This is a genomic window from Burkholderia anthina (genome assembly GCF_001547525.1).
GTDB lineage: Bacteria > Pseudomonadota > Gammaproteobacteria > Burkholderiales > Burkholderiaceae > Burkholderia > Burkholderia semiarida.
Genome location: NZ_CM003768.1, coordinates 454,437 through 472,688, shown reverse-complemented (window position 1 = coordinate 472,688; position 18,252 = coordinate 454,437). Strand labels below are relative to the sequence as shown.

Genomic DNA, 18,252 nt, shown 5'->3' with positions numbered 1-18,252 from the left:
GACGCACTACATTCCGTTACGAATCGGTTACGAATCCGGTCTTTGCCTTCCGGTAGAATGCGCGCCATGACTCAGCCCACCCGCTCCCCGGAAGCGCCGTCCGGCTTTACCTGGCCGGTGCGCGTGTACTACGAGGATACCGACGCAGGCGGCATCGTCTTCTATGCCAACTACCTGAAGTTCTTCGAACGCGCCCGAACCGAGTGGCTTCGCGCCTGCGGCGTCGACCAGCGTCGGCTCGCCGACGATACCGGTGCGATCTTCATCGTGCGCAACACGTCGCTCGACTACCGCGCGCCGGCGCGACTCGACGACACGTTGACGATCGCGAGCCGGCCCGGACGCATCGGCCGCGCGTCGGTGGAATTCACGCAGGAAGCCTGGTGTGGCGACACGCTGCTCGTGGTCGGGCACATCCGCCTCGGCTGCGTCGACCGTCACGGCATCCGGCCCGCGGCCATCCCGCCGGCCGTGCTCGACGCGCTGCAACGCGGGCCCGTCATCGACGCCGGGCAGACTGGTTTGTCAACGAAGCTCGCATGAGCGCCGTTTAGACACAGCCTATGAACTTGCCGTTCTGATTCGATACTAAGCAAGGTTCGGCGTCAGGCATGGCCGGCGCGCCGCGCCGCACGCACGCCGGACGCCCTTGCCGGGCACCCCCGAAGGGACGTTACTCAAACCTCTATGAATACTGTTCAAGACCTGTCGATCATTTCCCTCGTCCTCAACGCGAGCGTGCTGGCCCAGGCCGTGATGGGGCTGCTGCTGCTGCTGTCGCTGATGTCGTGGACCTTCATCTTCCGCAAATGGTTTGCCATCCGCCGCGCGCGCGCGCAGACCGAACGCTTCGAAAAGGACTTCTGGTCGGGCGGCGACCTGCAGGCGCTGTATCAGAGCGCAGCCAACAACCGCCATACGATCGGCGCACTCGAGCGGATCTTCGAATCGGGGATGCGCGAATTCCTGAAGGGAAAGGAAAAGCGCCTGAGCGACCCGGGCCTCGTGCTCGACGGTGCGCGCCGCGCGATGCGCGCGTCGTTCCAGCGTGAAATGGACGTGCTCGAGGCGAACCTCGCGTTCCTCGCGTCGGTCGGCTCGGTCAGCCCGTACATCGGTCTGTTCGGCACGGTCTGGGGGATCATGAACTCGTTCCGCGGCCTCGCTAACGTGCAGCAGGCCACGCTCGCGAACGTCGCGCCGGGCATCGCCGAGGCGCTCGTCGCCACCGCGATCGGCCTGTTCGCCGCGATTCCCGCGGTGGTCGCGTACAACCGCTACGCGCACGACATCGATCGCCTCGCGATCCGCTTCGAGACCTTCATCGAAGAGTTCTCGAACATCCTGCAGCGTCAGGCCCAGTAAGGAGCGCGCCATGGCAGGAAGCCCCATCCGATCCAGCATGCGCGGCGGCCGCTCGCGCCGCGCAATGGCCGACATCAACGTCGTGCCGTACATCGACGTGATGCTGGTGCTGCTCGTGATCTTCATGGTCACCGCACCGCTCGTCGCCCCGTCGATCATCAACCTGCCCACCGTCGGCAATGCCGCGCCGCAAGAGCAGACGCCGCCCGTCGTCGTCAACATCAAGGCCGACCGCACGATGAGCGTCAAGTACAAGGGCGACTCGGGCGCGACCCAGGAAGACACGATGACGAAGGCCGAGCTCGACAGCTTCATCTCGGCCCGGCAGGCCGATCACCCCGACCAGCCGGTCGTGATCGCAGCCGACAAGACCGTGCAGTACGATGCCGTCATGACCGTGATGTCCGATCTGAAGGCGCGCGGCGTCAAGCGCGTCGGCCTCCTCGTCAAATCGCAATGAACCGGCAGCAATCCACGCGCAGATCCGCGTACCCGCTCCAGCCTCCCCGCGAGCGCGGGACGTGGCGCGCGTTCGCGCTCGCCGCGCTGATGCACGTGCTGCTCGCGCTGTTCCTCTATCACGGCGTGCAGTGGCAGAACAGCACGCCGGCCGGCGCCGAGGCCGAGCTGTGGACCGAAGTGCCCGACGTCCCCGCGCCGCGGCCGGTGGTCACGCCCGCGCCGCCCGCGAAGGTCGCGCCGCCCCCTGCCCCGGTGCGCGACGAGCAGGCCGACATCGCGCTGCAGCAGAAGAAGCGCCAGCAGGAAGCGGCCGCGCGCGAAGCGCAACTCGAGCAGCAGCGCCGCGCCCAGCAACTGAAGGCCCAGCAGGAAGAGGAAGCCCGGCGTGCGCAGCTCGCCGCGCAGCAGGCGGCCGCCCTCGCCGCCCAGAAGGCCGCGGAACGCGACAAACAGAAGCAGGCCGAGAAGCTCAGGCAACAGCAGCTCGCCGAGCAGCAGAAACTCGAACAACAGAAGCTCCAGCAGCAAAAGCAGGCGCAACTCGAAGCGCAGCAGGCAGCGAAGGCGAAGGCTGACGCGGCCGCGAAGGCCAAGGCGGAAGCCCAGGCCAAGGCGAAGGCCGAAGCCGCGGCGCGCGCGAAGGCCAATGCGGCGGCGAACGCGAAGCTCGACCGCGAGCGCAGCGCGCGACTCGCGCAACTGCAAGGCCTGTCCGGCGCCGGCGAAGGCGGCGGCGACGGCCTGGCGAAAAGCGGCACCGGCACGGGCTCCGGCGGCAATGCCGCGACGCCCGGCTATGCCGACAAGGTGCGCCGCCGCGTCAAGCCGAACATCGTTTGGGGCGGCGAGCGGGCAGGCCTGACCACCGTCGTCAAGATTCGGTGCACGCCGTCCGGTGACGTATTGAGCGCATCGGTCTCCCGCTCGAGCGGGAATTCGGGGTGGGATCAAGCCGTGGTGAATGCGATCCACGCGTCGGTCCCGTTGCCGCCCGATTCCAACGGCCGTACCCCGTCCGACATTACGATTACCTTCAAGGCGGCGGAGTGAAGCGAAATGCGCTTACACTCCGGGCGTCGCTGTCGGATGGGAACGAATCGGGTATTTTTACTGTCTCTGCGGTTGCGCAGCGATCCAAGCCATACGGGAAGCAAGAAGCATGAGTTTGATGACAAAGCTAGGTTTCAGGGCACTCGTGGCCTCGTGTCTGATTACGGCGGGCAGCGCCGCTAACGCCCAGGTCAACGTGCTGATCACCGGTGTCGGGTCGACCCAGTTCCCCATCGCCACCGCGAATTTCACGAACGAGGCGAACCTGCCGCAGCAGGTCACGTCGATCGTACGCGCCGACCTCGCCCGCAGCGGCAAGTTCACCAACATCGACGCAGGCAGCACGCCCGTGCCCGAGACCGCCTCGGTCGATCTCGGCGCATGGAAGGCCAAGGGCGCGAACGCGTTCGTCGCCGGCAGCGTGAACCGCGACGCGAACGGCCAGTACAAGGTCAACTTCATCCTGTACGACACCGTGAAGCAGCAAAGCCTTGGCGGCCTGTCGCTGACGGCCACCGACACCACGCTGCGCACGGCCGGCCACAAGATCGCCGACTACATCTACCAGAAGCTGCTCGGCGTGCGCGGCGTGTTCGCCACGCGCCTGTCGTACGTGATCAAGACGGGCAATCGCTACCAGCTGCAGATTTCGGATTCGGACGGCCAGAACGCGCGCATTGCGCTGTCGAGCACCGAACCGATCATCTCGCCGGCCTGGTCGCCGAGCGGCACGAAGGTCGCGTACGTATCGTTCGAGCGCAAGAAGCCGATCGTCTACATCCACGACCTGCCGACCGGCCGCCGCTACATGGTGTCCGACCAGAAGGGCAACAACAGCGCGCCGGCGTGGTCGCCGGACAGCAACACGCTCGCCGTCGCGCTGTCGCTGACGGGCAATACGCAAATCTATACGGTCAACGCGAACGGGGGCGGCCTGCGCCGTCTCACGCAGAGCAGTTCGATCGATACCGAGCCGTTCTACTCGCCGGACGGCCGCTGGATTTACTTCACGAGCGATCGGGGCGGTGCGCCGCAGATCTACCGGATGCCCGCACAGGGTGAAAGCGCCGGTGCCGCGCAGCGCGTGACCTTCACCGGCAGCTACAACACGAGCCCGCGCGTGAGCCCGGACGGCAAGCTGCTCGCTTACATCTCCCGCACGGGTGGGGGCTTCAAGCTGTACGTTCAGGATCTGCAGACTGGCGCGGCGAACGCCATCACGAATACCAATCGCGACGAATCGCCGAGCTTCGCGGCAAACGGCCAGTACCTTCTGTACGCTACCCAGTCGGGTGGCCGCAACGTTCTGGCCGCCGTGCCTTCCGACGGCAGCGCGCCGCCGCAGATCCTGTCCGTCCAGGGCGGCTCCGTTCGCGAGCCGTCGTGGGGGCCCTTCATGCAATGACCACAAGGAGAGTAACCATGATGTCGAATAAAGCTCGTCTGGCCCTGGCCGTGATGATGATCAGCGCGCTCGCCGCGTGCAAGTCGGGTGTGAAGCTCGACGACAAGGCAAACAACGCGGGCGCAGTCAGCACGCAGCCGAGCGCCGACAACGTCGCGCAAGTGAACGTCGACCCGCTGAACGATCCGAACAGCCCGCTCGCGAAGCGCAGCATCTACTTCGACTTCGACAGCTATTCGGTGAAGGACGAGTACCAGCCGCTGATGCAGCAGCACGCGCAGTACCTGAAGAGCCACCCGCAGCGTCACGTGCTGATCCAGGGCAACACCGACGAACGAGGCACGAGCGAGTACAACCTCGCGCTGGGCCAGAAGCGTGCGGAAGCCGTCCGCCGTGCGATGGCGCTGCTCGGCGTGAACGACTCGCAGATGGAAGCCGTGAGCCTCGGCAAGGAAAAGCCGCAGGCAACGGGTCACGACGAAGCATCGTGGGCGCAGAACCGTCGCGCCGACCTCGTCTACCAACAGTAAGTAACGGAAGAATCGCCGTATGACGCACCGTTCAACCTGGCTGCGCGTTGCCGCAGCATTCTGCGTCGCGGGCGCGGCGTGGTCGGCCGCGCCGGCGCACGCCGGCATGTTCGACGACAACGAGGCGCGCCGCGCCGTGCTCGATCTGCGCAGCAAGAGCGACAACCTGTCGAGCCAGTTGTCGGCCGCCCAGCGTACGATCCTCGATCAATCCGGCCGTATCGACCAGCTGAACCAGCAGGTCGCGACGCTGCGCGGCGAGAACGAGGATCTGACGAACCGGCTGACGACGCTCGAGCGGCAGCAGAAGGAGTACTACCAGGATCTCGACACGCGGCTCAAGAAGTTCGAGCCGCAGCAGGCGACGATCGATGGTGTCGAAGGCACCGTGCAGCCGGGTGAAACGGATGCGCTCAGCGCGGCGCAGCAGCAGTTCCGCAACGGCAACTTCAAGGCGGCGGCGGCTTCGTTCCGCGCGTTCATCGCGAAGTATCCGCAGAGCCCCTATCAGCCGACCGCGCAGTACTGGTACGGCAACGCGCAATACGCGCTGCGCGACTACCGTGGTTCGACCGCGACGTGGCAAGGGATCGTCAGCAAGTTCCCGCAACATCCGCGCGCGGCCGACGCTCTCGTGGCGATCGGCACGAACCAGCTCGAACAAGGCCAGAAGGCGGCCGCGAAGAAGACGTTCGAGCAGGTCGTGTCGCAGTACGCCGGGTCGAACGCGGCGCAGACGGCGCAGGGCAAGCTCGAAACGATCAAATAATTATCGTGGCGCGTTGTTGACAGTCCATCAACCCGTCGCTATAATCTTTTGCTCTTTAGGTCGCTGCCCAAGTTGTCGAGGCAACGAACCAGCAGGTTTCAAGAACGTGGGGTGGTAACTCAGTTGGTTAGAGTATCTGACTTTTAATCAGAGAGTCGAGGGTTCGAGTCCCTCCCACCCTACCAACTATCTTCGATAGTGCAAAAAAGCCTCCCTCGCGGAGGCTTTTTTGCGTCTGTCGCCTTTGCCGCGTTGGACGCCCTTCGCTGAGACCCGCCAGCGCCGATGAAGCCCCCCGCAAACCTCGATCGCGCTGCCCCTCACGGCTGCCGCAAGTTTGCCTCCACGGCCCCTTCGGACGTCGCCGCCGCAACCGGCACCTGCGCCACGGCGCGCCCGACGCGCGCCATCGCACGATTCCGTCGTCACCGACTTCGACCAGCAGATCGCCGTTCGGCGCGACGACCATCCCCGCCGGACGATTCAGCGCATCCCGCAACGCGCCCGGCCGATTGCCGCGTGAATCGAGCCGTCCAGCAACCACCGCCGCATCGCCCCGGGCGTCGATCCACAACACGGTATGGTTGCCGCGGTCGATCGCGTACACGTTGGGTGCATGGCCGGTCCGCCCCGCCACCGCGACAGGTGATCGCGTCGCGCGCGAACGGCGCGAGCAGGTGCTCGAGCCAGTCGCGGGCCGGCCGGCAATCGGCATCGCAGAATCCGACGATGTCGCAACGCGACGCGTCGACGCGATCGAAGCCGTCGTTCCTCGCTTCGTCGTAGCCGGTGTTCGCGCCGATCTCGACGAAGTCGATCCGGCGCCCGCCGCGCGCGCCGTTATTCCTGAATCGACGGCGCGGAATCCGCGTCGGTATAGCGCGGCTTCGCGTCCTGCAAGTCGCGCGTGTTCTTCTGCACGGCCACCGAGCCGAACAGCGCGAGCACGAACGACATCGCGTAAAAGCCCTTCTCGCTCAATTGCAGCGTCGCGTTGAAGAGGCCGACGATCAGCAGCGCGATCGACAGCAGCAGCGCGATCCAGCTGAGGCCGTAGTAGATGCCGGTGACGGGAATGCCTTCCGCGCGGTCGCGCACGCTCTTCTGCAGCGAGATCGCCGCATAGAGGCCGAACACCAGCACGGTGAAGTAGTAGCCCTTCTCGTTGAGCTGCATGCCGGCGTTCCAGAGCCCGATCAGGAATGCCGCGAAACCGGCGAGCAGCGCGGCCCACGACGCGGCCACGAACGCGAACGACGGTTGCTGGATGGTGGTCTGGTTCATTGCTTTGCCCTCTCTTTCTTGTTGTTCGAAATCGTTGTCGTTGAACTGCGTTTTGCGCATGGTAGCAGCTTCGGCGCGCGACATCGCGGCCGCGGCGCCGAGCGGTTCGACCGTCCACGGTTGCGCCGGCGCCTGCAGCACGGCCTGGCCCGGCGGGCCGAGCCGCGCATCGGCACGCGAGCATGAACACGTCGTCCGCGCCGGGAAACAGCACGAAATCGCCGTCAGAGCGTTGCAACGTGCGTGCGTCGGCGACACGCAGCCGGCAGGTTCCAGCCGGCGCCAGGTGGAACGCCGCCTCGCCGGGCGGCAGCGGGCCGTGCGGCATCGCGAACCAGGCCGTCGAGCAGGCAGCGCACGTCGAGCTCGACATGGCTGCGACCCAGCGACAGCAGTTGACTCAATGCATCCATGAGACGATTGCGCTAAAAATTGACACTCCCGCCTATCGAAACCCTTATCGAGAGCGATCAGAATAGCCTTGCTTCGCCCGAGATCGCGGCAGCCGCCGCGCTCGTCACTCTTCTCGAAAAAGGACGCATCATGCTGAACTGGAACGAATACCGGAAGGAGCTCTCGACGCGTATCGGCGACATCGCCAAGCTGTCGCCCGACACGCTGGCCGGCTACCAGGCGCTGTCCGGCGCCGGGGCCAAAACCGGCCATCTCGACGCGAAAACGCGCGAGCTGATCGCGCTCGCGGTGGCCGTCACGACGCGCTGCGACGGCTGCATCGCCGTGCACACGGCCGAAGCGGCCAAGCATGGCGCGACCCGGGAGGAAGTGGCGGAAGCGCTCGGCGTCGCGATTGCGTTGAATGCCGGCGCGGCGCTCGTCTATTCGGCGCGTGTGATGGACGCGCTCGGCGACTGAGCCGACGCGGTGCGGCACTGCCGTCGTGCCGCACCGCAGCGTCGAACGGCTGCGTTGCGTCACGCCCGCAGTGTGGCCGCACGGTGGTCCATCGCGCCTATGCGGCGGCCATGTATGACGATTGCCGGTGACGCGCCTCGATGCGGCAACGCCGCTCAGTCGGCTACCATGCGCGAACGATACATCGTGAAGGAGCGCTCCATGTGCCGCTGGCTCGCCTATACGGGTAATCCGATCCATCTGGAAACCGTGTTGTTCCGCGCGAAGCATTCGCTGATCGACCAGAGCCTGCATTCGGAGCTGGGCGCCACGACCACCAACGGCGACGGCTTCGGCATCGGCTGGTACGGGCATCCCGACGAACTCCCGTTCCGCTATCGCTCCGTGCATCCCGCATGGAACGATCGCAACCTGCGCGAAGCCGCGCGTGCGATCCGCTCGCGGATGTTCATCGCGCACATTCGCGCGGCGACCGATACGCCCGTGCAGGAAACCAACTGCCATCCGTTCCGCCACGGCCGCTGGCTGTTCGCGCACAACGGGCTGATCCGCGACTTCCACAAGTTGCGTCGCGACCTGACGATGAAGGTCGATCCCGCGCTGTTCCCGACGCTCGAAGGCTCGACCGACTCCGAGCTGATGTTCCGCCTCGCGCTCACGTACGGTCTCGAGCAGGCGCCGCTGCCGGCGCTCGAACGGATGGTCGGCGTGGTCGAGGAAACCGCCGCGCGGCATCGCGTCACCGACCCGCTGAACATGACGATCTGCGCGACCGACGGCGAACGGATCGTCGCGGTGCGCTATTCGAGCGAACGGCAATCGCGCTCGCTGTTCCACAGCACGTCATTCAAGCATCTGCACGAGCTGTATCCACATAACCCGCGCATCGCCGAAGCCGGCGACGACGCGTTCATGGTCGTGTCGGAACCGCTCGTCGACCTGCGCGGCGCGTGGGAGGAAGTGCCGGAGGGGATGGCGATCGTCGCGCACGGCGCCGACGTGCAGCAGCGGCCGTTCGGGCCGCGGCACAAGTGACATGCCGCAGTCCTGACGAATCGAGCGCGTCCAGGTGGCGAGTACTTCGGTGCGATACGGCCGTTTCGCCGATCCGGTTGCGCCGGGCCGACGCCCGGTACTGCCAGATCAATCGAAAGCGATACGAATCGTCGCTCGACGAATACGATCGGGCAAACGCCTCGGATAATTCCCCAATTCGATAATGAGCGACGGAGTCGCATGGCGAAAGCGGATGCTGCGCACTAGCACAGTTTTCGCTGAATAAAAAAATCGATACCCTTGCGATTCATCCCGACCGGGAACCACGGCAATAATCGACACACGGTCGAGAACCCTGTCAGCGACACGCATTCATTTCGAATTATTACGGCGCATCGGCAATCATTACCGTGCGGGCGATGCTCGCACGCCGTCACGGCGACTGAAGGCGAACGTTTATTCCTGATTAAAATATTCAAGTTACCAATTTTGAAAAGCACCGCTACAATTCGCCGACGGATGAATCCGCTTCACAATTAAAGTACGAGGCCGTTACCGGCACATCGAATCCGAGATGGCTCAAGATCTCCCCAGTTCTCCCCCTGTCACGCTCACGCGCGATCCATCCGTGCTTTCCAGCATGAAGCAGGACCATGCCTTCGTGGTATGGCTCACCGGTATCTCCGGCGCCGGCAAATCGACGCTCTCGAACCTGCTGAAGCAGCAACTCGATGCGCGCGGTCTGCGGACTTTTCTGCTGGACGGCGATCGGCTTCGCGAAGGATTGAATCAGGACCTCGGATTCAGCGACGCAGACCGCCACGAGAACATTCGTCGGACAGCCGAGGTCGCGCGCCTGATGGTGGATGCCGGGCTCGTCGTCATCGTTGCCCAGATCTCGCCGTTTCGCGAGGCACGCGCCAAAGCGCGCGCACGTTTTCCGCAGGGCATGTTCTTCGAAGTCTTCGTCGACGTCGCGCTGGACGTGGCGGAAGCGCGCGACCCCAAAGGGCTCTACGCGCGGGCAAGGCAAGGGACCCTTCGGCAGTTCACCGGCATCGAATCGATCTACGAGCAGCCGGTATCGCCCGACGTGCATGTGCGCACGGGCGAGGCAGGTCCGCTGGAATGCGTGCACGCGATCATGCGCAAATTGCCGTTGAACGGCTGATGCCCATCGTCGAACGTCGTCCGCTGCCCGTCGTGCATCGCCCTCGCCGCGAGCACCGCGCCATCGTCGGCCACCGCGGCGCGATCTGACTGAAAACCAGCCGACCGACATCCCGCTCGGCACGACGCATCGTCCGGCGAACCCCGGCAAGATTCCGCTCGAACCGATCGAAGTGCAGTCGGGCAGTATCTCGGCGAGGGCGACACCGCCCGCCTCGACGGCACTTACGGCCGCGCAGCACGGCAAGCCACTCGACGCCCGCCGCGCGCCGCGCGCCACGACAGGCCGTCCTCAAACGGGCCGCACGCATCCACGTCCCGCCCGTTTTTCACTACGTCAAGCAATGTCAGCCCGGTTGCCCGCCGCTCGCCGGTCAGGTTATAAAAGCGCACCCGTTCCGGTGCATGCGCCGCCCTTTTACCCTTGACTTCGGAGAACGCATGATCGATCTCGCCACTGCCCAGCAATTCCTGATGACCCGCGGCCTCGACTTCGGCCTCAACCTCCTCGCCGCGATCGTCTTATGGTTCGTCGGCCGCTGGGCGATCCGCATCGGCACGCGCCTGCTCGGCAAGGTCGTACGCCGCAGCGGCAAGGTCGACCCGACACTCACCGACTACCTGACCTCCGTCGTCGGCGTGTTGCTGACGATCCTGCTGATCCTCGCGATCCTGCAGATCTTCGGCGTGCAGACGACCTCGTTCGCTGCGCTGCTCGCCGGCCTCGGCCTCGCGATCGGCACGGCCTGGGGCGGCCTGCTCGCGCATTTCGCCGCCGGCGTGTTCATGCAGGTGCTGCGCCCGTTCAAGATCGGCGACGTGATCAGCGCGGGCGGCGTCACGGGCACGGTGAAGGAGCTCGGCCTGTTCGGCACGACGATCATCACCGCCGACAACATCGTGACGATCGTCGGCAACAACAAGATCTTCTCGGACAACATCGCGAACTACAGCGCGACGCCGCACCGCCGCGTCGACCTGACCGCGAAGATCGCGAACAGCGTCGATGCGGCCGATGCGATCAACCGCCTGAAGACGCAGATCCAGCTGGTGCCGAACGTGCTGAAAGTGCCGGCACCGGACGTCGGCGTGCTGCAGTTCACGCCGGAAGGCCCGCTGCTGTTCGTGCGCCCGTCGACTCAACCGGAGAACTACTGGCAGGTGTACTGCGACACCAACCGCGTGATCCTGGAGACGTTCCGCGAAGCCGGCTATCCGACGCCCGAAACGCCGGTCTCGCAACGCAACGCGTGACGGCAGCAGCCGAGCCGCACGGCGAACCGCGCGGACGAAAAAAAGCGTGGCCGCCGCCACGCTTTTTTATTGCGTCGAAGCGCGTCGCGTCAGCGCCCGCCCGCCTTCGGCGCGCCGTTCGAGCGCCGCCCGCGCACGAGCTTCCACACCGCGCCGAGCGCGACCGGCACGATCGCCGCGCCGATCCCGACCAGCACGATCACGTTCAGGTACTGGCGGACGAACGGGATGTTGCCGAAGAAATAGCCGAGCAGCACGAGCAGCAGCACCCACACCAGCGCGCCGATCACGTTGAACAACTGAAAGCGCGCGACGCTCATCGACGACGCCCCCGCGACGAACGGCGCGAACGTGCGCACGACCGGAATGAAGCGCGCGAGCACGATCGTCTTGCCGCCGTGCTTGTCGTAGAACGAGTGGGTCTTCTGCAGCGCGGCGCGATCGAGGAAGCGCTCGAGCACCGGGATATGCGTATTGAACACCTTCGGGCCGACCCAGCGGCCGATCAGGTAGTTCACGGTGTTGCCGGTAATCGCCGCGACGAGCAGCAGCACGATCAGCAGGCCGACGTTCATTTCACCCGTCGCCGCGAAAGCGCCGCCGATGAACAGCAGCGAATCGCCGGGCAGGAACGGGAAGACGACGAGCCCCGTCTCGCAGAACACGATCAGGAACAGGACGAGATAGACCCACGCGCCGTATTGCCGAATGAAATCGCCGAGGAAAGCGTCGATATGCAGGACAAGGTTGACGAAATGAAGCAGCGTATCCAAATGCGATTCCTCGAAGGCGATGGGGCCGGAACGGCCGGGACAGGCCAGAGATGGCCGACGCGCCTGCCGGCCAGGGCGGCGCGTGCAACGGGGTGATGATACCGAAACTCCCTTGAGGCTCCGTGAAAAAACGTAACGGCCGCTCGCGCCGGCACGCGTTCGCCGCCTCGCTATAATTCGGCCATGTCCGATATCACCGAAACGGCCGCGGGCGCCGCGCCCGCCCCCGCCGCGCGCCCGCTGCGCGCGATCCAGCCCCTGCCCGACCAGCTGATCAGCCAGATCGCCGCCGGCGAGGTCGTCGAACGCCCGGCGTCGGTCGTCAAGGAGCTGCTCGAGAACGCGATGGACGCCGGCGCGACGACGCTGCGCATCGTGCTGGAGGAAGGCGGCGTCAAGCGCATCTCGATCACCGACGACGGCTGCGGCATTCCGCCGGACGAACTGGCGCTCGCGCTGATGCGTCACGCGACCAGCAAGATCCGCTCGCTCGAGGAGCTCGAGGCGGTCGCGACGCTGGGCTTTCGCGGCGAAGCGCTCGCATCGATCGCATCGGTCGCCGAGATGTCGATCACGAGCCGCACGGCCGATGCCGCGCACGCGATGAAGATCGATGCGCAGACGGGCGTGCTGTCGCCCGCCGCCGGCTCGATCGGCACGACGATCGAGGTGCGCGAGCTGTACTTCAACACGCCCGCGCGGCGCAAGTTCCTGAAAAGCGAGCAGACCGAATTCGGCCACTGCCTCGAAATGATCCGCCGCGCGGCGCTCGCGCGGCCGGACGTCGCGATCTCGGTGCTGCACAACGGCAAGGCCGTCGAGCACTGGAACGCGACCGAGCCCGCGCAGCGCGTCGCGAAGATCCTCGGCGACGGCTTCGCGACCGCGCACCTGCCGCTCGACGAGCGGGCGGGCCCGCTCGCCGTGTACGGTTGCGCCGGCCTGCCGACCGCGAGCCGCGGGCGCGCCGACCAGCAGTATTTCTTCGTGAACGGCCGTTTCGTGCGCGACAAGCTGCTGACGCACGCGGTGCGGGCGGCCTACGAGGACGTGCTGCACGGCGATCGCTACCCGTCGTACGTGCTGTTCCTCGACCTGCCGCCCGAAGCCGTCGACGTGAACGTGCATCCGTCGAAGATCGAGGTGCGGTTCCGCGATTCGCGCTCGATCCACCAGTACGTGTTCCATGCGGTGCAGCGTGCGCTTGCCCGCCATGCGGGCGCGTCGCCGGAAACCACCGCGGGCGGCCATGCCGCGCAACTCTCCCCGGCGCCGCGCGGGCCGGCGTCGTTCGTCGACACGCCGCTCGGCCAAAGCCAGGGCCACGCGGCAGGCGGCAGCGGCTTCTCGTCGCCGTCGTCTTCATCGTCGGCGGGCAATACCTGGATGCGCCAGGCGCGGATGACGCAGGGCACGCTGCCCGTCGCGCAGCCGCTCGCGCTCTACGATGCGCTGTTCGGCCGCAAGGACAGCGGCGCGGGCACGCCGGACGGCACGACGCTCGTCGCCCGCGACGCGGCCGACGCGCCGGTCGCGCCGCTGCCGGGCTTCGCCGCGGCGCCGCTCGCCGCCGGCGCGCACGACGAGCAGCCGCTCGGCTTCGCGCTCGGCCAGATCCACGGCATCTACGTGCTCGCGCAGAATGCGTACGGCCTCGTGATCGTCGACATGCACGCGGCGCACGAGCGAATCCTGTACGAGCAGTTCAAGAACGCGCTCGCCGATCGCTCGGTCGCCGTGCAGTCGCTGCTGCTGCCGATCTCGATGACGGCCACGCCGGTCGAAATCGGCACGGTCGAGGAAGAGCGCGACACGCTCGAATCGCTCGGCTTCGACCTCGCGGTGCTGTCGCCGACGACGCTCGCGATCCGGGCGGTGCCGGCGCTGCTGAAGGATGCCGACCTGCAATCGCTCGCGCGCGCGGTGCTCGCCGACCTGCATGCGTTCGGCGGCTCGCGTGTGCTCACCGAGCGCCAGCACGAGCTGCTCGGCACGCTCGCGTGCCATCACGCGGTGCGCGCGAACCGGCGCCTGACGCTCGACGAGATGAACGCGCTGCTGCGCCAGATGGAGGCGACCGAGCGCGCGGACCAGTGCAATCACGGCCGGCCGACCTGGTACCAGCTCACGCTGAACGATCTCGACCGTCTCTTCATGCGCGGGCAATGAGCGCTTCCTCGCAGCCCACTCCGACGACGATCGCCTGCCTGCTCGGCCCCACCGCCTCGGGCAAGACCGCCGCGGCGCTGGCGCTCGCCGCGCGCCGCCCGATCGAGATCGTCAGCGTCGACTCGGCGCTCGTCTACCGCGACATGGATATCGGCACCGCGAAACCGTCGCGCGACGAGCGCGCGAGCGTGCCGCATCACCTGATCGACATCATCGACCCGGCCGATGCGTATTCGGCCGCGGAATTCCGCACGGACACGCTGCGGCTGATCGGCGAGATCGTCGCGCGCGGCCGCACGCCGTTGCTTGCCGGCGGCACGATGCTGTACTACAAGGCGTTGACGCAAGGGCTCAACGACCTGCCGGGAGCCGACCCGGAGATCCGCGCGACACTCGACGCCGACGCCGCGCGCGACGGCTGGCCCGCGCTGCACGCGCGGCTCGCGCAGGTCGATCCCGACACGGCCGCGCGGCTCGCGCCGAACGATTCGCAGCGGATCCAGCGCGCGCTCGAAGTCTTCATGCTGAGCGGGCGGCCGATGTCGGCGCTGCTCGCCGCGCCGCGCCGCACGGATGATGCGGCCGCCGCGTACCGCTTCGTGCCGGTCGCGCTCGAGCCGTCGGATCGCGCGGTGCTGCACGCACGGATCGCGCAGCGCTTCGACGCGATGCTCGATGCGGGTTTCATCGACGAAGTCGAGCGGCTGCGGCGCCGCGACGATCTCCATCCCGATCTGCCGTCGATGCGTTGCGTCGGCTATCGGCAGGCGTGGGAATTCCTCGACGGCGATACCGACTACCGGACGATGCGCGACAAGGGCATCTTCGCGACACGTCAGCTGTGCAAGCGCCAGATCACGTGGCTGCGCGCGATGCCGGAACGGATCGTCGTCGACTGCATCGCGCCGGCTTCGACGGCTCGCGCGCTCGACGCGCTCGAACGCGTGCTCGACGGCCGCACGCCGCGCTGACCGCTCAATCCGCCCGACGCGCCGCCAGGCGCGCGCGGGCGCCGTCGACGATCCACGCGATGCCGCGCTCGAACGCTTCGTCGCCGCCGCGCTCGCGCAGCACGGCCCAGCCTTTCGCGAACAACGGATAGTCGGCCGCGTCCGGCAGCGACGCATCGGCGTCCGCGTCCGGCGCCGCCTGCTCTTCCAGCACCCATCCGACCACGAAGCGGCCGATCGCGACCATCACGTCGACCGCTTCGTCCGGCGTGAACCCCGCGTCGCCGAGCAGCGCGATCTTGCGTTCGATCGAGCTGAAATGCAGCGCGCGCGGCCGCGTGCCGGCGTGCAGGCGCGCCCCGTCGCGATAAGCCAGCAGCGCACGGCGGAAGCTGCGCGCATTCTCCGCGAGCCACGTATCCCACACGTCGCCCGGCTTCGGCAGCGACGCGCCGTGGCGCTCGAGCATGATCGCCTCGGCCATCGCGTCGAGCAGCTCGGCCTTGTTCCTGAAATGCCAGTACAGCGTCGGCGATTGCACGCCGAGCCGTTCGGCGAGCCGCCGCGTCGACAGCGCGTCGATGCCCACTTCGTTCAGCAGTTCGAGCGCCGCGCGCAATACCGTGTCGCGCGTCAGCCGCGCGCCTGTGTCCTTCATCTCTATCACCGATAGGGAAACTGTGGAATAATCCCCACTCTATCATCGATAGAGTGATGCCCTTGAATCCGTCCCTGATTGCCATTCTCGCCACGGTCCTGCTCGACGCGATCGGCGTCGGCATCGTGATGCCGATCCTGCCCGGGCTACTGCGCGCGCTCGCCGGCGCGGGCAGGACCGACACCCACTACGGCATTCTGCTGGCGCTGTACGCGTTCGCGCAGTTCCTGTGCGCGCCGCTGCTCGGCGCGCTGAGCGACCGTCTCGGCCGCCGCCCGGTGCTGCTCGCGTCGCTCGCGGGCGCCGCGCTCGACTATCTGCTGATGGCACTCGCGCCGACGCTCACGTGGCTTTACGTCGGGCGGCTGATCGCCGGCATCACCGGCGCGAACGTCGCGGTCGCGACCGCGTACGTGACCGACGTGACGGCCGAACCCGACCGTGCGCGGCGCTTCGGCCAGCTCGGCGCGATGATGGGCATCGGCTTCATCGCCGGCCCGCTGATCGGCGGGCTGCTCGGCGCGCTGCACCTGCGTGCGCCGTTCATCGCGGCCGCGTTGCTCAACGCGCTGAATCTCGTGCTCGTGTGGCGCGCATTGCCGGAATCGCGGCCGCGCGCGGCCCGGGAAGGCCGGACGGCCGGCACGCTCAACCCGTTCGCGAGCCTGCGCCGGCTGAGCGGCGCGCCCGCGCTCGCGCCGCTGGTCGGCATCTACGTGATCGTGGCACTCGTGTCGCAGGCGCCCGCGACGCTGTGGATCCTGTACGGCCAGGAGCATTTCGGCTGGTCGACGCCGGTCGCCGGACTGTCGCTCGCCGGCTACGGCGCATGCCACGCGCTCGCGCAGGCGTTCGCGATCGGGCCGCTGATCGCGCGGCTCGGCGAGCGGCGCGCGCTCGCACTGGGGCTGGCAGGCGATGCGCTCGGGCTTGCGGTCATCGCGTTCGCCACGGCCTCATGGGTGCCGTTTGCACTGCTGCCGCTGTTCGCGGCCGGCGGCATGACGCTGCCGGCGTTGCAGGCGATGCTCGCGCGGCAGGTGGACGATACGCGCCAGGGCGAACTGCAAGGCACGCTGGCGAGCGTGGCGAGCCTGATCGGCGTCGCGGGGCCGCTGGTCGTTACCGCAACCTACGCGGCGACGCGCGCGACGTGGCCGGGACTCGTGTGGGCTGGCGCCGCGCTGCTGTACCTGCTCGTGCCGCCGCTGCTGGCCGGTGCGCGCCCGGCGAATGCGCCGCGAGCGTCCGCTTGAGCGTCGGCGGGCGCCGGCCATACTGAGCGCTCGAGCGCCCGAAAAAAAAGCCGCCCGGATCGATTCCGGGTGGCTTTCCGTGCTGCATCTGCTTGCGGTGCGTCAGACCACGACCGTCTGCGCCTCGCCTTCGCGGGTCGCACGCACGGTGCCGATCTTCCACACCTGTTCGCCGGCGGCGGTCAGGTCGGCAATCGCTGCGTCGGCATCGGCCGCCGAGACGATCACGGCCATGCCGATCCCGCAGTTGAACACGCGGTGCATTTCCGCATCGGCGACGCCGCCGTGCTCCTGCAGCCACTTGAACAGCGGCGGCAGCGGCCATGCCTTCTGGTCGAGCTCCGCGGTGAGGCCTTCGCGCAGCACGCGCGGAATGTTCTCGACGAGGCCGCCACCGGTGATGTGCGCCATGCCCTTCACCGTCAGCTTCTGCATCAGCGCGAGCAGCGGCTTCACGTAGATGCGCGTCGGCGCCATCAGCGCGTCGGCGAGCGAGCGGCCGTGGAAATCGGCGGACAGATCCGGGTTCGCGCGCTCGATGATCTTGCGCACGAGCGAGAAGCCGTTCGAGTGAATGCCGCTCGATGCGAGGCCGAGCACGACGTCGCCTTCGGCGATCGTGCTGCCGTCGATGATCTTGCTCTTCTCGACCGCGCCGACCGCGAAGCCGGCCAGGTCGTATTCGCCGTCCGGGTACATGCCCGGCATTTCGGCCGTTTCACCGCCGATCAGCGCGCAGCCCGACAGTTCGCAGCCCTGCGCGATGCCCTTGACGACGGTGGCGGCCGTGTCGACGTCCAGCTTGCCGCACGCGAAGTAGTCGAGGAAGAACAGCGGCTCGGCGCCCTGCACGAGGATGTCGTTCACGCTCATCGCGACGAGATCCTGGCCGACGGTGTCGTGCTTGTTCAGATGAAAGGCCAGCTTGAGCTTGGTGCCCACGCCGTCGGTGCCCGACACGAGCACGGGCTCCTTGTACTTCTTCGGCACTTCGAACAGCGCGCCGAACCCGCCGATGCCGCCGAGCACGCCGTCGCGCAGGGTTTTCTTCGCAAAAGGCTTGATCTTGTCGATGAGCGCGTCGCCGGCGTCGATGTCGACGCCTGCGTCGCGATAGGACAGACCCTGAGCGTCGGGAGCGGATTTCGGAGGATTCATGGGGGAATGCGAGAAGGTCGGTAAAATGCGATTTTACCCGAAGCCGGCCCGTTGGCCGGAATTCCCAGCACCGAATCGTCAGGGATTGCATCTTGGTCAACACGTCCCCGTTTTCATCGCCGGGCGAAGC

At 67.0% G+C, this 18,252-nt stretch carries 19 protein-coding genes, 1 tRNA gene and 2 pseudogenes; 16 read left to right on the top strand and 6 right to left on the bottom strand.

All coding sequences use genetic code 11. The features are described 5' to 3' along the window. Positions 1 to 57: 57 nt before the first annotated feature. From ybgC to WS64_RS02175, 8 genes are all read left to right on the top strand, one after another. A complete protein-coding gene (gene ybgC / locus WS64_RS02210) occupies positions 58 to 543 on the top strand; it encodes a tol-pal system-associated acyl-CoA thioesterase (protein WP_059642101.1) in 486 nt (161 codons plus the stop codon). Positions 544 to 687: 144 nt separating this feature from the next. Further along, positions 688 to 1,365 carry a protein TolQ gene (tolQ, locus tag WS64_RS02205; RefSeq protein ID WP_059574259.1) on the top strand — a complete coding sequence of 226 codons (678 nt, stop codon included), beginning with the start codon at positions 688 to 690 and terminating at the stop codon, positions 1,363 to 1,365. A gap of 10 nt (positions 1,366 to 1,375) precedes the next feature. Next, positions 1,376 to 1,825: a protein TolR gene (gene tolR / locus WS64_RS02200; RefSeq protein WP_006484943.1), complete on the top strand. Its 450-nt coding sequence runs from the start codon at positions 1,376 to 1,378 to the stop codon at positions 1,823 to 1,825. Continuing rightward, positions 1,822 to 2,877, top strand: a complete 1,056-nt coding sequence (gene tolA / locus WS64_RS02195; protein WP_059574260.1) for a cell envelope integrity protein TolA — start codon at positions 1,822 to 1,824, stop codon at positions 2,875 to 2,877. The genes tolR and tolA overlap by 4 nt, the downstream gene beginning before the upstream one ends. 109 nt (positions 2,878 to 2,986) lie before the next feature. Next, on the top strand, positions 2,987 to 4,282 hold the full coding sequence (gene tolB, locus WS64_RS02190) for a Tol-Pal system beta propeller repeat protein TolB (protein WP_059574261.1): 1,296 nt from the start codon (positions 2,987 to 2,989) through the stop codon (positions 4,280 to 4,282). Positions 4,283 to 4,299: 17 nt separating this feature from the next. Further along, the gene (gene pal / locus WS64_RS02185; protein WP_006484980.1) at positions 4,300 to 4,812 is read left to right on the top strand and encodes a peptidoglycan-associated lipoprotein Pal; all 513 of its coding nucleotides are present in this window, start codon (positions 4,300 to 4,302) and stop codon (positions 4,810 to 4,812) included. 19 nt (positions 4,813 to 4,831) lie between these two features. After that, positions 4,832 to 5,581: a tol-pal system protein YbgF gene (ybgF, locus tag WS64_RS02180; protein ID WP_006484965.1), complete on the top strand. Its 750-nt coding sequence runs from the start codon at positions 4,832 to 4,834 to the stop codon at positions 5,579 to 5,581. A gap of 108 nt (positions 5,582 to 5,689) precedes the next feature. Further along, a tRNA-Lys gene (locus tag WS64_RS02175) sits at positions 5,690 to 5,766 on the top strand. 240 nt (positions 5,767 to 6,006) lie between these two features. Here the strand turns inward: WS64_RS02175 and WS64_RS35630 are convergent. The 3 genes and pseudogenes from WS64_RS35630 to WS64_RS32155 form a co-directional block, all read right to left on the bottom strand. Continuing rightward, the gene (locus WS64_RS35630; protein ID WP_244166580.1) at positions 6,007 to 6,384 is read right to left on the bottom strand and encodes a glycosyltransferase family 2 protein; all 378 of its coding nucleotides are present in this window, start codon (positions 6,382 to 6,384) and stop codon (positions 6,007 to 6,009) included. Between the two features lie 37 nt (positions 6,385 to 6,421). Continuing rightward, the gene (gene yiaA / locus WS64_RS02170; protein ID WP_060966875.1) at positions 6,422 to 6,865 is read right to left on the bottom strand and encodes an inner membrane protein YiaA; all 444 of its coding nucleotides are present in this window, start codon (positions 6,863 to 6,865) and stop codon (positions 6,422 to 6,424) included. A gap of 124 nt (positions 6,866 to 6,989) precedes the next feature. Next, a pseudogene (locus tag WS64_RS32155) lies at positions 6,990 to 7,278 on the bottom strand (cupin domain-containing protein); the annotation flags it as partial. Positions 7,279 to 7,408: 130 nt separating this feature from the next. On the opposite strand from WS64_RS32155, the gene WS64_RS02165 reads away from it, so the two are divergent. The 5 genes and pseudogenes from WS64_RS02165 to WS64_RS02150 all read left to right on the top strand — a co-directional run bounded on the left by WS64_RS02165 (position 7,409) and on the right by WS64_RS02150 (position 11,158). Then, the gene (locus tag WS64_RS02165) at positions 7,409 to 7,738 is read left to right on the top strand and encodes a carboxymuconolactone decarboxylase family protein (RefSeq protein WP_059574266.1); all 330 of its coding nucleotides are present in this window, start codon (positions 7,409 to 7,411) and stop codon (positions 7,736 to 7,738) included. A gap of 201 nt (positions 7,739 to 7,939) precedes the next feature. Beyond that, positions 7,940 to 8,773, top strand: coding sequence for a class II glutamine amidotransferase (locus WS64_RS02160; protein WP_060965615.1), 834 nt, complete (start codon positions 7,940 to 7,942; stop codon positions 8,771 to 8,773). A gap of 601 nt (positions 8,774 to 9,374) precedes the next feature. Continuing rightward, positions 9,375 to 9,905, top strand: coding sequence for an adenylyl-sulfate kinase (gene cysC / locus WS64_RS02155; protein WP_060011431.1), 531 nt, complete (start codon positions 9,375 to 9,377; stop codon positions 9,903 to 9,905). 85 nt (positions 9,906 to 9,990) lie between these two features. Continuing rightward, positions 9,991 to 10,145 (top strand): annotated as a pseudogene (locus WS64_RS35135) (mannose-1-phosphate guanylyltransferase/mannose-6-phosphate isomerase); the annotation flags it as partial. A 200-nt stretch (positions 10,146 to 10,345) separates the two neighbouring features. Next, a complete protein-coding gene (locus WS64_RS02150) occupies positions 10,346 to 11,158 on the top strand; it encodes a mechanosensitive ion channel family protein (protein WP_059574269.1) in 813 nt (270 codons plus the stop codon). Positions 11,159 to 11,247: 89 nt separating this feature from the next. Here the strand turns inward: WS64_RS02150 and WS64_RS02145 are convergent, their stop codons facing one another. After that, positions 11,248 to 11,931 carry a DedA family protein gene (locus WS64_RS02145; RefSeq protein WP_059574270.1) on the bottom strand — a complete coding sequence of 228 codons (684 nt, stop codon included), beginning with the start codon at positions 11,929 to 11,931 and terminating at the stop codon, positions 11,248 to 11,250. 183 nt (positions 11,932 to 12,114) lie between these two features. Here WS64_RS02145 and mutL point away from each other — a divergent pair, with 183 nt between their 5' ends. Further along, the gene (gene mutL, locus WS64_RS02140) at positions 12,115 to 14,100 is read left to right on the top strand and encodes a DNA mismatch repair endonuclease MutL (protein ID WP_060965614.1); all 1,986 of its coding nucleotides are present in this window, start codon (positions 12,115 to 12,117) and stop codon (positions 14,098 to 14,100) included. Then, a complete protein-coding gene (miaA, locus tag WS64_RS02135) occupies positions 14,097 to 15,071 on the top strand; it encodes a tRNA (adenosine(37)-N6)-dimethylallyltransferase MiaA (RefSeq protein ID WP_060965613.1) in 975 nt (324 codons plus the stop codon). The genes mutL and miaA overlap by 4 nt, the downstream gene beginning before the upstream one ends. Before the next feature lie 4 nt (positions 15,072 to 15,075). On the opposite strand, the gene tetR is transcribed toward miaA, so the two are convergent. Beyond that, a complete protein-coding gene (tetR, locus tag WS64_RS02130) occupies positions 15,076 to 15,708 on the bottom strand; it encodes a tetracycline resistance transcriptional repressor TetR (protein WP_060965612.1) in 633 nt (210 codons plus the stop codon). 56 nt (positions 15,709 to 15,764) lie between these two features. Here tetR and tet point away from each other — a divergent pair, with 56 nt between their 5' ends. After that, on the top strand, positions 15,765 to 16,964 hold the full coding sequence (gene tet, locus WS64_RS02125; protein ID WP_060965611.1) for a Tet(A)/Tet(B)/Tet(C) family tetracycline efflux MFS transporter: 1,200 nt from the start codon (positions 15,765 to 15,767) through the stop codon (positions 16,962 to 16,964). A gap of 102 nt (positions 16,965 to 17,066) precedes the next feature. Here the strand turns inward: tet and purM are convergent, their stop codons facing one another. Then, a complete protein-coding gene (gene purM, locus WS64_RS02120) occupies positions 17,067 to 18,122 on the bottom strand; it encodes a phosphoribosylformylglycinamidine cyclo-ligase (protein WP_059574275.1) in 1,056 nt (351 codons plus the stop codon). Positions 18,123 to 18,252: the final 130 nt, after the last annotated feature.

Coding starts and splice junctions, on each gene's coding strand:
- ybgC (WP_059642101.1), top strand. CDS start 58: ATGCGCGCCATGACTCAGCCCACCCGCTCCCCGGAAGCGCCGTCCGGC.
- tolQ (WP_059574259.1), top strand. CDS start 688: ATGAATACTGTTCAAGACCTGTCGATCATTTCCCTCGTCCTCAACGCG.
- tolR (WP_006484943.1), top strand. CDS start 1,376: ATGGCAGGAAGCCCCATCCGATCCAGCATGCGCGGCGGCCGCTCGCGC.
- tolA (WP_059574260.1), top strand. CDS start 1,822: ATGAACCGGCAGCAATCCACGCGCAGATCCGCGTACCCGCTCCAGCCT.
- tolB (WP_059574261.1), top strand. CDS start 2,987: ATGAGTTTGATGACAAAGCTAGGTTTCAGGGCACTCGTGGCCTCGTGT.
- pal (WP_006484980.1), top strand. CDS start 4,300: ATGATGTCGAATAAAGCTCGTCTGGCCCTGGCCGTGATGATGATCAGC.
- ybgF (WP_006484965.1), top strand. CDS start 4,832: ATGACGCACCGTTCAACCTGGCTGCGCGTTGCCGCAGCATTCTGCGTC.
- yiaA (WP_060966875.1), bottom strand. CDS start 6,865: ATGAACCAGACCACCATCCAGCAACCGTCGTTCGCGTTCGTGGCCGCG.
- WS64_RS02165 (WP_059574266.1), top strand. CDS start 7,409: ATGCTGAACTGGAACGAATACCGGAAGGAGCTCTCGACGCGTATCGGC.
- WS64_RS02160 (WP_060965615.1), top strand. CDS start 7,940: ATGTGCCGCTGGCTCGCCTATACGGGTAATCCGATCCATCTGGAAACC.
- cysC (WP_060011431.1), top strand. CDS start 9,375: ATGAAGCAGGACCATGCCTTCGTGGTATGGCTCACCGGTATCTCCGGC.
- WS64_RS02150 (WP_059574269.1), top strand. CDS start 10,346: ATGATCGATCTCGCCACTGCCCAGCAATTCCTGATGACCCGCGGCCTC.
- mutL (WP_060965614.1), top strand. CDS start 12,115: ATGTCCGATATCACCGAAACGGCCGCGGGCGCCGCGCCCGCCCCCGCC.
- miaA (WP_060965613.1), top strand. CDS start 14,097: ATGAGCGCTTCCTCGCAGCCCACTCCGACGACGATCGCCTGCCTGCTC.
- tetR (WP_060965612.1), bottom strand. CDS start 15,708: ATGAAGGACACAGGCGCGCGGCTGACGCGCGACACGGTATTGCGCGCG.
- tet (WP_060965611.1), top strand. CDS start 15,765: ATGCCCTTGAATCCGTCCCTGATTGCCATTCTCGCCACGGTCCTGCTC.
- purM (WP_059574275.1), bottom strand. CDS start 18,122: ATGAATCCTCCGAAATCCGCTCCCGACGCTCAGGGTCTGTCCTATCGC.